Annotated in this window: 16 protein-coding genes and 1 tRNA gene; 14 read left to right on the top strand and 3 right to left on the bottom strand. The window is 35.8% G+C overall.

Annotated features, from left to right (window positions below; all coding sequences use genetic code 11):
• The first annotated feature begins 13 nt into the window (after window positions 1-13).
• The 10 genes from JOC73_RS05330 (at window position 14) to JOC73_RS05285 (ending at window position 8,769) form a co-directional block, all read left to right on the top strand.
• Entirely contained in the window at window positions 14-940 is a 927-nt protein-coding gene (locus JOC73_RS05330) for a YIEGIA family protein (RefSeq protein ID WP_204400924.1), read from the top strand.
• Window positions 941-1,135 carry a capping complex subunit for YIEGIA gene (locus JOC73_RS05325; RefSeq protein WP_204400922.1) on the top strand — a complete coding sequence of 65 codons (195 nt, stop codon included), beginning with the start codon at window positions 941-943 and terminating at the stop codon, window positions 1,133-1,135.
• Window positions 1,136-1,146: 11 nt separating this feature from the next.
• Window positions 1,147-1,509, top strand: coding sequence for a DUF3189 family protein (locus JOC73_RS05320; protein WP_204400920.1), 363 nt, complete (start codon window positions 1,147-1,149; stop codon window positions 1,507-1,509).
• Window positions 1,493-1,960 carry a DUF3189 family protein gene (locus JOC73_RS05315; protein ID WP_204400918.1) on the top strand — a complete coding sequence of 156 codons (468 nt, stop codon included), beginning with the start codon at window positions 1,493-1,495 and terminating at the stop codon, window positions 1,958-1,960. Before JOC73_RS05320 ends, JOC73_RS05315 begins: the two co-directional genes overlap by 17 nt.
• Window positions 1,961-2,056: 96 nt before the next feature.
• Window positions 2,057-3,421: a DUF512 domain-containing protein gene (locus JOC73_RS05310; RefSeq protein ID WP_330613125.1), complete on the top strand. Its 1,365-nt coding sequence runs from the start codon at window positions 2,057-2,059 to the stop codon at window positions 3,419-3,421.
• A gap of 16 nt (window positions 3,422-3,437) precedes the next feature.
• A complete protein-coding gene (gene der / locus JOC73_RS05305) occupies window positions 3,438-4,769 on the top strand; it encodes a ribosome biogenesis GTPase Der (protein ID WP_204401116.1) in 1,332 nt (443 codons plus the stop codon).
• 1 nt (window position 4,770) lies between these two features.
• Complete coding sequence (gene plsY, locus JOC73_RS05300) at window positions 4,771-5,358, top strand: glycerol-3-phosphate 1-O-acyltransferase PlsY (RefSeq protein WP_204400914.1); 588 nt, start codon at window positions 4,771-4,773, stop codon at window positions 5,356-5,358.
• Between the two features lie 13 nt (window positions 5,359-5,371).
• The gene (locus JOC73_RS05295) at window positions 5,372-6,403 is read left to right on the top strand and encodes an NAD(P)H-dependent glycerol-3-phosphate dehydrogenase (RefSeq protein ID WP_204400912.1); all 1,032 of its coding nucleotides are present in this window, start codon (window positions 5,372-5,374) and stop codon (window positions 6,401-6,403) included.
• Window positions 6,404-7,009: 606 nt separating this feature from the next.
• Window positions 7,010-8,488, top strand: a complete 1,479-nt coding sequence (gene spoIVA / locus JOC73_RS05290; RefSeq protein ID WP_204400910.1) for a stage IV sporulation protein A — start codon at window positions 7,010-7,012, stop codon at window positions 8,486-8,488.
• Between the two features lie 204 nt (window positions 8,489-8,692).
• Window positions 8,693-8,769: transfer RNA gene (locus tag JOC73_RS05285), tRNA-Pro, on the top strand.
• 43 nt (window positions 8,770-8,812) lie between these two features.
• On the opposite strand, the gene JOC73_RS15500 is transcribed toward JOC73_RS05285, so the two are convergent.
• Window positions 8,813-8,938, bottom strand: a complete 126-nt coding sequence (locus tag JOC73_RS15500; RefSeq protein WP_204400908.1) for a VanZ family protein — start codon at window positions 8,936-8,938, stop codon at window positions 8,813-8,815.
• A gap of 267 nt (window positions 8,939-9,205) precedes the next feature.
• On the opposite strand from JOC73_RS15500, the gene JOC73_RS05275 reads away from it, so the two are divergent.
• The 4 genes from JOC73_RS05275 to JOC73_RS05260 all read left to right on the top strand — a co-directional run bounded on the left by JOC73_RS05275 (window position 9,206) and on the right by JOC73_RS05260 (window position 13,379).
• A complete protein-coding gene (locus JOC73_RS05275) occupies window positions 9,206-10,627 on the top strand; it encodes a M28 family metallopeptidase (RefSeq protein WP_204400906.1) in 1,422 nt (473 codons plus the stop codon).
• Between the two features lie 109 nt (window positions 10,628-10,736).
• Window positions 10,737-11,267 (top strand): phospholipase D-like domain-containing protein, encoded by a 531-nt coding sequence (locus tag JOC73_RS05270; RefSeq protein WP_204400904.1) that lies wholly within the window; start codon window positions 10,737-10,739, stop codon window positions 11,265-11,267.
• Window positions 11,268-11,359: 92 nt separating this feature from the next.
• Complete coding sequence (locus JOC73_RS05265) at window positions 11,360-11,977, top strand: IS607 family transposase (protein WP_204400902.1); 618 nt, start codon at window positions 11,360-11,362, stop codon at window positions 11,975-11,977.
• Between the two features lie 4 nt (window positions 11,978-11,981).
• Window positions 11,982-13,379, top strand: a complete 1,398-nt coding sequence (locus JOC73_RS05260; protein WP_204400900.1) for a zinc ribbon domain-containing protein — start codon at window positions 11,982-11,984, stop codon at window positions 13,377-13,379.
• Between the two features lie 394 nt (window positions 13,380-13,773).
• Here JOC73_RS05260 and JOC73_RS05255 read toward each other — a convergent pair whose 3' ends face one another.
• Together JOC73_RS05255 and JOC73_RS05250 are read right to left on the bottom strand one after the other, a co-directional pair.
• Window positions 13,774-14,979 carry an FAD-dependent oxidoreductase gene (locus tag JOC73_RS05255; protein WP_204400898.1) on the bottom strand — a complete coding sequence of 402 codons (1,206 nt, stop codon included), beginning with the start codon at window positions 14,977-14,979 and terminating at the stop codon, window positions 13,774-13,776.
• Window positions 14,980-15,218: 239 nt separating this feature from the next.
• A complete protein-coding gene (locus JOC73_RS05250; protein WP_204400896.1) occupies window positions 15,219-16,214 on the bottom strand; it encodes a helix-turn-helix domain-containing protein in 996 nt (331 codons plus the stop codon).
• Between the last annotated feature and the right edge of the window lie 328 nt (window positions 16,215-16,542).

The raw sequence follows: 16,542 nt of genomic DNA, 5'->3' as shown, positions 1-16,542 counted from the left end.
AGGTGGGGAAATTTTGAATGATTATTTTGTATTAATTGTAACAGCTTTAGTGATGGGAACAACCGCCAGGATGCTGATGATGAGGGTGGATTATAGACAATATCCTACTTATCCTCAATCCTACCTTGGACATTTCACCTTAGGGGTGATTGCGGCTGGTTTGGGGGCAGTGGCAATACCAGCTATTGCCGAGAAGGAATACGTGGCGATTACCTTCTTGGCTTTAGCTGCACAGCAGTTTAGGGATGTTCGAAATATGGAAAGACAAAGTCTAGATAATATAGAGGTTACAGAGCTGGTACCTAGAGGCACAGCCTATATTGAAGATATAGCCAAAGCTTTTGAGGCAAGGAACTACCTTGCACTATTGGCTTCCTTAGCTACAGGAATTGGTTATTTTATAGGAGAAACCTTCAAAGTTCCTATCATATTAAGAATCCTAATAGGGGTAGTATTTGGGGTAATTACAATTGTTTTTTTAACTAATATGCTAAAGGGCTATTTTGTTGGGGATATTGCAGAAGTAAGGCCTGCGGAAATCAAATTCGATGGCCCCCTGCTGACGGTGGCAGGGGTAGTCATTATGAATATTGGATTAAAGGAATCCCAAAAAATTTATTTAGAACAGGGTTTGGCCGTTGAAATAGTTCCTAATCACGAAGAGGCTATGGTCATTTTATCTAATATAGGGCAAAGACAAGCTATACAGCATCATAGTTCAATCCAGCTGGGAATTCGTAAGGATGTTGACGAGCCGGACTTTACCCCTATTGCAAGAAGAAACCCTAAGAATGGAAATATCGTTATGGCAATCGTGACAATGGAGCCTAATGAAAAATACTTACTGGATGTGGTGAAGCGGACACCAGTACTGGAATCTGCCAAGAGAAAGGCACTGGATGTTGCCATTACGACTAAAGCAGAGAGGGTGGGAAAATAGATGGAGTTTGGTATTACCGATTTGATCATCGCAGTGGTGACAACCAATAAAGATATGGTAAGTAGTTCCATGACCCCTGTCTTCTATGCTGAGGATGATGAGCACAAGGAACGGTTAGCCCTCCTAATTTCTAAGACCACCATGGGGATGGTTCACGATCTAGAATCAGGTACCTATATCATAGTAAAGCACTAGGATGGGATCACATGAAAATTATCTATATCTTTAGAAATAATGACTATGCAGCTATTTTAGCTGCATATATTCATTTAAAAATCAATATTCCTCCAAATCTTGAACAGGCCCCTCTAAAAAAAATGAAGTTGTATTATATGGGAGTAGACGAAGAGCAAAGGCAAGTCTATTTATTAAAATATAGTATGAAAAAGCATATCTTGATGAATATCCTTCATGGAGTAGGAAACATTTTTAATGAAGGAATTAGAATTATTGAGTTAAAAAGGTTTGACGGTTTTTTAAACAATGTCTATGCTAGATATACTAATCAATACAAAATGAAAAAATACAGAAAGGAACTAGAGGACTATATCCATGAAAATAATCTATAGCTGTTATGGTGGGGCCCATACTTCAATCGTGGCAGCAGCTATTCATATAGGGCTCTTACCCTTAGATCAAACTCCATCAATAGACAAAGTAGCTGCCATCCCTTATTATGATATGACAGACTCTATAGACATAGGCAGGCCGATTTTTATGGGATTGGACGAAAATGAAAATGAAGTCTTTGTAATGGGGATGGGGGCCTATAGAAAAGAGTCGGCTGATTTAGTATACCAATTTGCCAATGAAGTATACGGTGGATGCAATGGAAGAGTATTAATTGTGAATTCTATCGCATTAATCAATCTTCCCATCAGAATAGGTGGTTTCTTATCAAGGAAACTAAAACTGGTATCCATAGGAAAGCCCATTACGATCTATGGAATACAGAAAAAGTACGGGTCTTTTGTAAAATTAGTCAACAATGTAAAAGAAACGATTTTATGCCAATCTTGACCCTGTTGAAATAGAGTGGTATTATTATTTGATGGGGATGATAAAATAAAAATTAAATTTATAATTAATAATTAATAATTAATAATGCTCTAACTTATAATTATTATAAATTTAAATGATAAAGTAGGTGTTTTTTTGAAGGAAGTAGAAATAAAAAATATAATCAGTGCTGTTGAGACTGACAGTATCGCTGAGGAAGTAGGTATAGAAGTTGGCGATAAACTGATTAGTATAAATGGACAGCCTATAGAAGATATTATAGAATATAAATTTTATTTGGCAGATGAATATCTAGAAATCGTAATCGAGAAGCCCGATGGTGAGGAATGGTTGATTGAAGTAGACAAGGAGTATGATGAGGATCTTGGAATTGATTTTGATAATCCCATCCTTAGTCATATGAAAAGCTGTTCCAACAAATGTATCTTCTGCTTTATAGATCAGCTCCCCATGAACATGAGGGAAAGTCTATATTTCAAAGATGATGATTCAAGATTATCCTTCCTGCATGGTAACTATATTACCCTTACCAATATGAAGGAAGAGGATATTAAGAAGATTATACAGTATCGTATTAGCCCCATCAATATCTCAGTACATACAACCAATGGAGAGCTAAGAAAAAAGATGCTGAACAATCGATTTGCAGGCAACATTATGGAGACCCTTGAGAGACTAGCAGAAAATCACATTTCTATGAATTGTCAAATCGTTCTTTGTCCTGGCTTTAATGATGGGGAAGAACTAGACAAGACCCTAGAGGATTTAGGGAAATTAAGTGATGCTGTAGATAGTGTTGCAGTAGTACCTGTTGGACTTACCCGCTATCGGGAAGAGTTGGTGGAAATCAATCCATTTACTAAGGAAACTGCCAATGAAACTATTCAGCAGATTGAAAAATGGCAACAGTATTTCAAACCTAAGATTCACCGAAACTTTGTTTATGCCTCCGATGAGTTTTATATTACAGCCCAAAAGGAATTCCCAGACTATGAAGAATATGATGGGTTCCCTCAGTTGGAAAATGGCGTAGGCATGATGGTGGACTTTGCTGAATCCTTCCATGGGGCTGTAGCGGACTTATCAGATGATTTAAAGATAGATCAAACAGTTACTGTAGTCACCAGTACATTAGCTGAAGACTATATGAATGAATTAGGGAAGGCTTTAATGGAAAAGGTAGAGGGTTTGAAGGTTAATGTGATTTGTGTAAAAAATGACTTTTTTGGTGGTCATGTATCCGTCAGTGGACTTTTAACTGGTGGAGATATATTAAAGAGTATTCAAGGGAAAGACCTTGGGGTGAAAATTATTGTAGGAGAAAATATGTTGAAATCAGGAGAGCCAGTTTTCTTGGATGATGTCACGATAGACGAGTTACAGGAAAAAACTGGGGTGCCTGTAAAAATAAGCCCCATAGATGGAAGAGAATTTGTTGAAACAATATTAGATGGAATCTAAAGATGAGGTGAAGAATATGGCTAAACCCGTAGTAGCAGTTGTGGGAAGACCAAATGTAGGTAAGTCAACATTATTTAATCGTATTGCAGGAAAACGTATTTCAATTGTAGAAGATGAACCAGGAGTAACTAGAGACCGTATTTATACAGAGGTGGAATGGTTAGATTGGAAATTCACGCTGATTGATACTGGTGGTATTGAGCCGGAATCCCAAGAGCTTATTCCTGCCCAAATGAGAAGACAGGCAGAACTAGCGATGGAGACGGCTGATGTAATTGTTTTTATGGTGGATGGTAGAGATGGATTGACCTCCTCCGATAGGGAAGTGGCATCAATGCTAAGAAAATCCCATAAGCCGATTGTATTAACCCTTAATAAAGTAGATAATCCAGGACAAGGCCCCTCAGAGCATTTTTATGAGTTCTATGAATTAGGATTGGGAGAGCCTATCGAAATTTCCTCGGCATTAGCATTAGGGATCGGTGACTTATTAGATGAGGTAGTAGAGCATTTCCCAGACCATGCTAAGCTGGAGGAGGATGACGAAAAGATTAAGGTTGCCATCATTGGAAAGCCAAATGTAGGCAAATCCTCCATCATCAATCGTATTTTAGGGGAAAATAGAGTAATCGTAAGTGATATCGCTGGAACAACAAGAGATGCCATTGATACGCCTTTTACCGATGGGGAAGATCATTATGTATTGATTGATACAGCTGGGATTAGAAGAAGAAGTAGAATCAAGGAAAATATTGAAAAATACAGTGTTATCCGTTCCTTTACGGCTGTTGAGAGGGCAGATGTTTGTCTATTGGTAATCGACGCAGCAGAAGGAGTAACGGAGCAGGATAAGAAAATAGCCGGATACAGCCATGAAAATGGCAAGGGTATGATTATTGTAGTTAACAAGTGGGACGTGATTGAGAAGGATAATCATACCATGAATAAATTTATCAAAATGATTCGTGATGAATTAAGCTATCTTGAATATGCACCAATTATGTTTGTGTCTGCATTAACAGGACAAAGGATGAATACAATTTTAGATAAAGTAAAATACGTAGCAAATCAAAATGCTATGAGGATTCCTACAGGTAGTTTAAATGAGATTATCGGTGAGGCAACATTGTTAAATCAACCGCCTTCTGATAAGGGTAAACGACTTAAGATTTTCTATGCAACCCAGGCTACAGTTAAACCACCAACCTTCATATTGTTTATCAATGATAAGGAATTGATGCATTTCTCTTATCAACGTTATATAGAAAATAGAATCCGTGAAAATTATGGATTTGAAGGCACACCAATCAGATTTATTTTAAGGGAAAAAGCTAAGGGGGATCAATAAAGTGCAACAGTGGTGGGTTATTTTATTAGCATATTTAATAGGTAATTTTGCTACTTCATTTATTGTAGGTAAGCTAGGAGCCAATATAGACATTAGGAACCATGGCAGTGGCAATGCTGGTTCCACCAATGTCTTTAGAACATTGGGATTAAAGGCCGGTATCATCACCTTCTTAGGGGATTCTTTGAAGGGTGTGGCGGCTGTATTTCTAGGCAGACACTTTGGAGGAGAGCAACTGGCCCTCCTAACAGGTTTGGCTGCCATTATTGGTCATAATTGGCCTGCTCTGTTGAAATTTAAAGGGGGGAAAGGAATCGCCACCACCATAGGTGTGATGGTGGTGATTCAGCCCTTAGCTTCAGCCATTGTCATTTTGTTTGGCAGTATTATTTTATTTCGTTATAGGTATGTATCCTTAGCATCCGTGACGGCTATATCCTTATTGCCAGTGATTTTATATTTTTTTGAAGGAACTCATTATTTATTTTTTGGCTTAGTATTAGCAGGGATGGCAATATATCGTCACAGAGAGAACATCCAAAGATTAATGAAGGGTACAGAACGTAAAATTAGCAAAAAATCAAGATAAAGGGGAGTTTTTAATGAATTATTCTTCAATAGCAGTCCTTGGGGCAGGAAGCTGGGGAACAGCACTGGCACTTGTACTACAAGGAAAGGGACATCGTGTTAACTTGTGGATGAGGGATATCAAGCAATACGAGGAAATGCTAGAGAAAAGGGAAAACTGTCGCTATCTACCTAATGTACATATCCCAGAGGAGTTGTATCTTTCAACAGATTTAGAAAAGGCTATTTTAGATGTTGATGTGATTTTGATGTCGGTTCCTACCCAATCGGTTAGAAGTGTTTTCATGAAGATTGCACCAATAGTTAAACCCCATCAAATCATCGTAAATACGTCAAAAGGGCTAGAGCAGAATACGCTTTTAAGAATCTCAGAAGTAATAGACGAGATATTACCAGGGCAACCATTTGTAACATTATCAGGACCTTCCCATGCGGAAGAAGTGTGTAAAGAGATGCCAACTACAGTGGCAGTTGCATCAAAATCAAGGAGTCATGCAGAATATATACAGGACTTATTTATAACTCCATCCTTTAGGGTATATACCAATCCAGATCTAGTAGGAGTAGAGCTGGGGGGAGCATTAAAGAACGTTATCGCTTTCGGAGCAGGAATCACCGATGGATTAGGCTTCGGTGATAATGCAAAAGCAGCCCTAATGACGAGAGGGATTCGCGAAATCGCTAGATTAGGTAAAGCAATGGGGGGAAATCTTGCCACCTTTGCAGGACTATCAGGGATCGGAGACCTAATCGTAACCTGCACCAGTATGCATAGTAGAAATCGTCGTGCGGGTATCCTCGTAGGTCAAGGAAAAACCCTAGAAGAGACCCTAAAGGAAATAGGAATGGTAGTGGAGGGAATCACCACGACAAAGGCTGCTTTTCAATTAGCAAAGGAATATAATATTGAAATGCCCATCACAGAGGAGATTTATAATATCCTCTATGAAGGAACCAATGCAAAAGATGCAGTCACTAATTTAATGACTAGGAATCGAACCCATGAGATGGAGGAAGTGGTGGAAACTGAGAACCTTAACTGGTAAGCAGCCATCAGGCTGTTGAAAAGCCACCACCTTCTTCGTCACTGCGAAAGCCCAGCACTCTCGCGTATTACTTATACGCAACGATCGCTGGGCTTTCTTGTTCCTTGAATCTGGAGGCTTTTGAACAGCCTGATATTGATACTGAAAAGCCACCACCTTCTTCGTCACTGGCGAAAGACCAGCATTCTCGCGTATTTCTTATACGCGGCGTTCGCTAGTTCTTTTTGTTCCTCGAATCTAAGGTATTTTGAACAGTCTGATGTTGATACTGAAAAGCCACCACCTTCTTCGTCACTGGCGAAAGACCAGCATTCTCGAGTATTACATAGCCGGGACGACCGCTGGTCTTTCTTGTTCCTTGTACGAATATAATATAAATATAGGATACTAGAATTCAGTCATTTTGATTGAATTCTTTTTTTCTTATTTTCCTTGAAAATTGGGGATATGAAAGAAATATTAGGCATAATTTGGTTAGTAAAAAAATATAAAGTATTAAGCAGCTTAAAAGGTGGATTAGTCATATTCTCATGGTATAATCATATATTTATAATGTTAAGCATGTATAAAGTTATACATATAGATACTAAAAGGAGGGAAAATTGAATGGAAGGCTATGACATTTACAAAGATATAGCACAACGGACACAGGGAGACATATATATTGGTGTTGTAGGTCCTGTTAGAACTGGTAAATCTACTCTAATTAAAAGAGTAATGGACTTATTTGTTCTACCCAATATAGAGAATTCCTACAAAAAAGAACGGGCTAAGGATGAATTACCCCAAAGCGGTACTGGTAAAACAATCACAACTACAGAGCCAAAATTCGTTCCAAATGAAGCAGTAGAATTGATGTTAAAGGAAAACGCTAGTTTTAAAATGAGAATGATTGACTGTGTAGGATATTTAGTAGACGGTGCTTTGGGGCATCAAGAGGATGGTAAGCCTCGTATGGTAAATACACCTTGGTTTGAGAAGCAAATCCCCTTTGAGGAAGCTGCTGAAATAGGTACTCGTAAAGTAATCAAAGAACATTCCACCATTGGAATCGTTGTGACAACTGACGGATCTATTACAGAAATTGACAGAGGTAGCTACATACAAGCTGAGGAAAGAGTCATTCAAGAATTAAAGGAAATTAATAAGCCTTTTGTCATCGTTCTGAATAGTAGAACTCCAGATGCGGAGGCTACCCACGAGTTGAAGCTTCAGTTAGAGGAAAAATATCAAGTGCCAGTTGTGATTAAGGATGTTGCAAAGCTAAACACTAATGGAATCCACGAAATTCTAGAAGAAATCCTGTTCCAATTCCCAGTAACAGAGGTCAATATTAATCTTCCAGGCTGGTTGGAGACAATAGAGTCTTCCCATTGGTTAAAGGCTTCTATCTTAAATGAAATCAAGGAAGCTGCCGCTGAAATGAAATGTTTAAGAGATGTAGATAGAATGGTAAATCGTTTGAAGGATATTGAAAATGTCAAGAAGGCAGGCTTAGAAAACATCAAGATGGGTGAAGGTACTGCTTTGATTGATTTAATGACTTTAGATAATCTATTCTATAAAGTATTAGAAGAAAAAACAGGCTACAACATTGAGGGTGATCATCAATTAATTGGCTTAATGATGGAATTATCAAAGGCTAAGAGGGAGTATGACAAGATTGACAAAGCCTTAAGGGATGTTAAAAATATTGGCTATGGTCTAGTACCTCCAGCATTGGATGAGTTGACTCTAGAAGAACCAGAAATCTTTAAGCATGGTAATCAGTTTGGAGTTAAGCTTCGAGCAAATGCACCATCTTTACACTTCATTAGAGCCGATATTGCTACAGAGGTATCTCCAATAGTAGGTACTGAAAAGCAAAGTGAAGAGCTAGTGAAATATTTATTGGATGAATTTGAACAAAGTCCAGAGGCAATTTGGCAGACCAATATGTTTGGTAAGTCCCTTCATGACATGGTGAAGGAGCAGTTACAGAACAAACTGTACATGATGCCAGAGGATACTAGAATCAAACTTCAAAGAACCCTTCAAAAGATCATCAATGACGGTAGTGGTGGATTGATTGCCATTATTCTGTAGGGCGAAAATAGTATAAATAAGAACAGCAACAGCCTCAAATATATGAATTAATTGAGGCTGTTGTTTTAATATACACCGAATATTTTACCTGATAATGGTCATAATCTACATAGAGGTACAATATAAGATTTTAAAGGAAAAAGGGTTGACAAAACACCGGTTTCTGCATAAAATATAAAAGTACCCTTGAAACAAACTTAATATCTGGCTGTGGCGCAGTTTGGTAGCGCGCCAGACTGGGGGTCTGGAGGTCGCAGGTTCAAGTCCTGTCAGCCAGACCAGTGAGGAAACCTTGTATTCTAATGAATGCAGGGTTTTTTGTTTTTAAATACCAATCATGTCAATGGCTACATTAATGAGACTACCAAATCTTCCATCAACAAAGGATTGTCGGTATTCATCAAGGGATGCGAAGATATAAATTATAATCCTAACAAATATATATATCAATCAATTTATTTCAATCAATATAGGATTGAATAATAATAATATCTCCATGGTCCAACTATTGGATTCGGTATTATCTATGATTTTTAAAGCCATCAGTATATTATGATACGGGGGATTTTTTTCATCTAATTATTATTAATGCTTATATTTTATTTGTAGGTTTAAAAAGGAAAAAGAGTAATATAAATAGAATTAACAATAATTAGTATTACATCTAAGCATTTGAGAGTAAGGATAAAATCTATTTGGATAAGGGGGAGAAAAATTATGTTAAAGAGATATTTAAAATCTATGGGGCTTTTATTAGTCCTAATGATGGTCTTATCTTCATTTACAGGCTGTACATCAACAAATACAGGTCAACAATTAGTTAAGGGGCAATATCAAAATATTGACGTTAGCTCTATTGATATAGAGAAAACCCTAGGGATCATTCAAGAGTTTAGTTCTGAGAAATATAAGGGGAGATTAGCAGGGACACCAGAAAATGATATGATCGTAGACTATATCGCCAACTACTTTAAAGAAATTGGTCTAGAAAGTCCTAATCAATTAGTTGATTATCGTCAACCCTTTAATCAATCGGTACTTTTTACAGATCGTACCCCTACCATAAGAATAGAAGATGCCAATGGGAATACAACTACGGAGTTTAAATATCTAATGGACTATAGGATATTGAACATATGGCAGGGGGTAAAGATTAAAGGTACTGCTACCGGAGAAATGGTACTGATAGATGATAAAAAGCAGCTCAATAAAGATAACCAAGAGCTGGAGGGGAAAGTACTACTAATCGATGCTGCCCTTGTTGATAATCAAAACATAGCCCATGATTTATTAGGGGATGTTTTAAAACTTGATAAATCCATCAAGGGGATCATTTTTAATCACGACAATAGAAGAAATGCTTCCTCATATTTGGTCAGTACTGTTACCTCCTATGGTGTTGAGGCGGCTGATAATGAAGAGGGCCCTGTTGTAGCCATGGTGACAAATGATGTGTTTGAGGAATTTAAAAAGGCACAGCAGGAAGACTTAAAAGTATATTTGGAAGTTGACTTTAGTTGTAGAGACGTTGAAGTATCAAATGTAGTTGGAGTAATCCCAGGGCAAGATGAAGCGTTAAAGGATGAGTATATCATCATCACTGGGCACTTTGACCATGTAGGGGATAATAAAGATGGAACCTACCAACCGGGGGCCTTAGACAATGCTTCTGGTACTGCGGCTATGATGGAGATTGCAAGAGTACTAAAGGAAAATAAAGTAACTCCAAAGAAAACCATCGTTTTCATTGGATTCAATGGGGAAGAAGAGGGCCTCTATGGCTCTCAGCATTATGCTTATAACAATCCTATTTTTCCTTTAGAAAACAGTACAGTCATCAATATGGATATGGTGGGCTCTGACGACATTATACCATTGACTATTGGTGGTAGCTCAAGAGAACTAACAATAGAATTAGTTGAATTGGCAAAAGAAATGGGGATGGAGGTGGATACCTCCACAGATATCGGCAGTGACCAAAGACCCTTTAATAAAAAGAGTGTTCAGGCAGTTACTTTGATCCATAGGGACTTGGAAAAGATACATACCTATATGGATGATATGACTAATGTAGATGGAGTTAGACTGGCTGAGGTCATTCGACTGGTGTTGAGGTATATTGATGGGGAAGGGTATTAGAAAAGAGGGCGGTTGTGAAACTAATAAAAGGACAATATGAACAAGTCATCAGCAAGGAATTAAATGAAGAGTTAAGGAACAACGTAGAGGATTTGGATGTCTATAGGAAATGATCGACCATACAGATGCCAATAAAATTCTTTCTACCTATTTAGTATACATCTTTAAGAAGGGATTAAATTATTACAAATCCTCTAAGGAAGACCTATCAAGACAAATTGAGATAGCAAATAAATTGATTGGGGTATTTTCAGAAGTCATAGAAGATGAAGAATTTCAAAACTACGCAATAGATGAAACAAATCTTTTAAGAGGAATTTTCGATAAGGAAATTATTAAAAAAGACCTACGGGAGATTCAACCCCTTACATCTATTGGAAAGAGTTCGTTATTTACTGGATCAAATAATGAACCTACTGTGTATAGCGAACTTAATAATGAAATCGCTACAGCTGATCGGGTGGATTTGTTGGTATCTTTTATAAAGTTTAGTGGGTTACGGCTAATTATGGAATCCTTAATACAACATACTAAAACGAAAAAACTAAGGATTTTAACCACATCCTATATGGGGGCGACAGACTTTAAAGCCATAAAAATGTTGGCGGAACTCCCAAACACAGAGATAGTTAGTAGCTAAATAAAATCTGTGTAAATCTACTTAAATCTATTGTTTTAATCCTAAGAATTTGATATAATGTTCTTAGGATTTTTATTTTAGGAGTTGATATTATGTTATTAACCATCGGAAAAGCAGCTAAAGAAGTAGGAGTTAGTGTTGACACTTTGCGCAGATGGGAGCGTGAAAATAAAATTAAAGCTCACAGAACAGCAGGAGGTCATAGACGATATGACTTAGATGAAGTGAAAAACTATATAAATGGAAAGAAGAAAAATGCAAAAAAAATAACTTTGATATATGCTAGAGTGTCCACACCTGCTAGAAAAAACGATTTAGAAAATCAAGTTCAAAAATTAGAACTATTTTGTGCTGCTAAAGGATGGACTTATAAAATTATAAAAGATATAGGCTCTGGGCTAAACTATAATAAAAAAGGCTTGCAAGAGTTGCTAAAATTAATAGAAACTAATCAATTAGAGAGAATAGTTTTAAATTATAAAGATAGGCTGCTTAGGTTTGGAAGTGAAATTGTTTTTGAAATGTGTAAATATCACAATGTAGAAGTGATTGTGCTAAATGAGACCGAACAAAAAACTTATGAAGAAGAATTAGTTGAAGATGTACTTTCAATAATAACAGTCTTTTCAGCAAAGCTATATGGAAGCAGAAGTCACAAAAATAAAAATATAGTTAAGGAATCAAAGAAGCTATTTAAAGAAGGAGAATAAGCATATGATAACTGTAGTAAAGTGCATAAAGCAACATAGTCTACAAATCGAAAACATAGATGAGTTGAAAGATATAGCTACACGCTATGTTGCAGTTAAGAACTATGTCTACTCTAGGTATGCAGGTATAAATAGCTTACTCATTTTAAATAATGCAAAAAAAGAAATTCGTGATGTTTGGGTAAAAGCAAAATTCGCAGAGCAGTGGTGTCTTCCTGCAAGGTATTGGAAAATGGCTCTTGATGAAGCTATTGCAAATATTAAAACAGAATGGGCCAATATCAAGCTAAGGGTTAAATCAGTGACCTTAAAAAATGAAAACCTTACAGAAGATGAAAGGTCCTTTATTCTGTATGTAATCAAAGCTGATAAGCTATTATTCAGTATCTTAAAACATAAATCAATAGAAAAAACCAAGAAAATAGAAAAATTAGTTATTAGAGAAAAATACATATATAGCCTAATTCGTAGGTATGTTAGAAAATATAAAGGCAAAGTACCTTATTCATATAATAAGCGAAGCTTTATGATAGATGCAGATATGTATAGCTATAAAAAAGATAAGAATGGGCTATATATTGAAATTATGGGACTTGACCGAGGAAAAAGGATAAAAGTTAAATTAAAAGATGAAAATATTCACAAAGGAAATCTAAGGATAATATTAAATGACGACACTTTAGAAATTCATAGGCCTAAAAAAGTTAAAGCCAATAAAAATTGGTCAGAAGACAAAGTTATAGGTCTTGATAAAGGATATAAAACTTTAATAGCAACATCAGAAGGTAAGTTTTACGGAGAGGATTTAAATGATTTACTCTCTAAGGAAACTGAAAGATTAAGTGAGGTTAATGCTAAAAGAAATAAATACTATGCCTTACATAAAACTTATATTGAAGAAGGTAAAACTAAAAAAGCTGAGAATATTCTTAAATTCAACTTAGGAAAAAAGAAATATAATAAGCTAAAAAATAGACATGAATCAGTAACTAAAAGCTATATAAATCAAGAGTTAAATAGATTTTTTATAAGTGACAAACCTTCTGAAATAGTGATTGAAGATTTAACATTTGTAAGTTGGGAAAAGAAATTTCCAAAACATATCAAAAGAAAGCTTTCTTCTTGGATTAAAGGATATATAAATGAAAGGCTTAATTATAAAGCAGAATTAAATTGTGTTTTAGTAACTAAAATAAATCCTGCCTATACTTCTCAAATATGTAGTATTTGTAGTGCTTTTGGTGAAAGAGTTGGGGAAGTTTTTACCTGTGCTAATTGTGGAAAAACTCACGCTGATACAAATGCAGGGGTGAATATAAAAAACAGAAAAAATGATAAAGAGATTACCTTATACACACCATATAAAAAGGTTAAAAAGATATTAGAAGATAGAATTGCTTAAATAAATACTTAAATAAATACTATTTCATTACAAGTATAACCAACCTACTTGTAGGCGTTATGCTTTACTAGATTAGCTAGGGGTGAAGTAAACATTAAATAAAAAACCAAACGGTTGTGGGAAGTAAATTACTATTTACACTGGCTCAACCAAGACTTCATGCCCTTGCGGTATAGAAGAGCGAAATATTGAAAAACCTATGTAAATCTAAAGCAATACATAGACTTACATAGGTTTGGATAGCCAGGCGGCTTTACCAAGGGAATTAAATTACTAGAAGTATATTAAAAAACACAATCCAGTAGAGGGATAAAAATACAAGCCTCTACTGGATTTATTGTACCCACCATTAGGTTTTGTGGATTTGCTTTACACGTCACTCTTTGCCGGTAAGTCAATCCAAATTGATAGAATCCAAAAACTCCTTTATGGAAATATATAGATTTGAGATCATCGGCTTCGAAACCAAAGACCCGATTAAGCAGATATTGCTTTCTTTTTGTCTTTCTAAAATCTCTCTATAAAAATCTTCAGTCAGGTTATTAATCTTTAGGTGGGGGAATATGAACCATTGCTTTGCAGTGATTAGATGCTTGACTTTAATACCCGAAGCTTCAATATCTTTAGTAATGCTGGTTACAAGCTCCTTGTTGACGTATCCGTAGGCATAAGCCACAAGTATGGTTTTGTTGCTTTGCTTGAAGGTGTGGAAGAACTGAATCTTTTCCTTTTCACCCAGATTTGCTTTAAAGTAGGTGGTTACGATATTTTTGTTTTCAACGTCATAAGCACAGACCATATAAGGATTCGTATCTATTTTTTTCATCAACCGATTGTATAGTTCATCCTTAATGACATTCTTAGGAAGCTTCGTGGTAACGATGACCTTATCGTAGAGATCATGTCCATATTCTGTTTCAACCTTAACCTTGCCCCCTACATTTTCAATATTTTTAACTTCAATATTATAGCGGATATCAGAAATGTTTTTGCTGAGCTTGTAGATGATTTCAGAAAATCCTTTGTTTATGAATATGAGCTTTTGCCCTTTTATAAATGAGTTAATGGTATCAAAACTAAAAATATGGAGTCCATAATAGGCAGGGAGTTGGTGGATATCTCCAAAACCAAAAGAAGATAAATGGGGACCCACCACCTCAATCAAGGTATTCAAGTCATTATTCTTAAGAAATTGATATAATGAAATCATTAGTCGCTTGTCGATATGACTATAATTAGTTTTTTTAAGAGAAGGAAAAGAAGAGTCAATAATTGTTCTTAATTTTTCAAGCTCATCGATCAGTAATAGTACATTCTCTCTGGAAACATGTTCAACTTTACATAAATCCTCATCCAAGAAATTTCTATAGGTAACCCTTTCCGTATACTTAACATCCAGTTCTATTAAAAGCTCCTTAATATGTTTTGAAAAACAAAAAACAGTCCCTAGGTCAATGTAGTGATCTTTACTTACAATAGTTCTACAATGTCCTCCTATATATTCTTGTTTTTCATATACAGTCACATCTACTCCTTTTTTTTCCAGTAGATAGGCTGCCAGCATACCACTAAATCCTGCTCCAACTATGGCATATCGCATTTTAATGTCTATACCCCCTTATACAATGAACATAGAAAAAATCAATACACACAGCATCCTTCCCTATAAAGCAAACTATTTTCCATCCGACCCAGAGCCTTTATTTTCTAGCCTGTTCAAAAATCTTTATATTCGAGGAACAATGAAAGCCAGCCAGCGCAGCGTATACAGAAATACGTAAGGATGCTGGCTTTTTGCAGTGACGAAGAAGATAAGGGTTTTTCAACAGGCTAAATATTTTAATATTCTCTTTCGATATAAGCCCAAAGGGGCAAAACCATTTCTGAATCTATAGCTTTTACATGGTAACCAATGGGTGAATATAGAACACCATCGTAATCCTGCTGTTGATGGATATTGTAATTCCTAATGTATTTTTGTAGACCAATCTTAAGATCCTTAAAAGAAGTACCGCTATGAACAAAGGGCATCAGATAAGACAGACAACCGTGAGTATAATCTTCTCTATGTTTTTTAATCATATCTAAGGTATTACAGGAATCCTGCTCCTTTAAGAGATGAATATCAATTTCAAGTCCGTGACTTTGCAGTATCTCGTATATCTTATTAATAAAAGAATCATTTTTTTTGTCCATGATTTTGTTATCTTGAAGAAAACAAAGGTGTTTGGCATCAAGGTTTAAATGTTGAGCAACGGGAATTGCCACAGCTGTTAAGATATCCTCAAAGATCTCCATTGAAAGGGAGCTGTATAATCTAGTACAGGCAATTCTGCTTTTGAAATCGAAAATCGTATACTCATAAACGGGGCCGATGCCTTCAAAACAACCGCAAAATGTAGTCCAAAACAGCCAACCCTCACCACTTTTTATACTGTTAAAATCAGGCAAATCAGTAGTAATGTTTTTTTGCCTTTTATTTGAAAAGCGTATTCTTTTAGATCGGGTGGTCAAATTGTTTCGTTTCATAACGTTGTATACAGCTGACTCGCTGATATGATGATCAATCTTCTCCAATAGGTACTTTATTTCCCTAGGGCCATAATTAGGATGCTTTCTAATAAGATTTAAAATTGTCGACTCTACTTCGGTCTTTGTTTTATTAACTGGAGTAAAGTTTTTCTTAATATCATCAAGGCCACTGATACCAAAGCTTTTGTACCTTTGTAGCCAACGGTAGTAAAGGGTTCTTGAGATGCCATATTTTCTACATGTCAAAGCAATACCCTGCTTTTGACCTTCAGTAATAATCGTAAATTTTAGATCCCGATCCATTTTCATCACCCAATAAAATCTTAGCATACAACGGAGTTTTGTACAACAAGAGAGATGTTTTAAAAAATTTTACTTTAGGGATATGTTTACAACTTTTTTTAATATACCAATGAATTTTCTGTAAATTAAATTATTCATCAAATAGAGAGTAGGTGTAAACAGAAAGGTAAAGTAGAAATAGCTATATTTAATAGAAAATACTTGAGTTGTTTGCAAAAAGTTGCTTTGATATAATTATAACAAAGTATATATATTAAATTTTCTGAAAATATCAGAAAGACATCCCACCAGAGAAATCTTAAGGAAAATCCATAAGGAGGACGGGAAA

Source organism: Alkaliphilus hydrothermalis (assembly GCF_016908555.1).
Classification (GTDB): Bacteria; Bacillota; Clostridia; order Peptostreptococcales; family Natronincolaceae; genus Alkaliphilus; species Alkaliphilus hydrothermalis.
The sequence above is the reverse complement of the archived record's forward strand: the minus strand, read 5'-3'. Positions and strand labels throughout refer to the sequence as shown.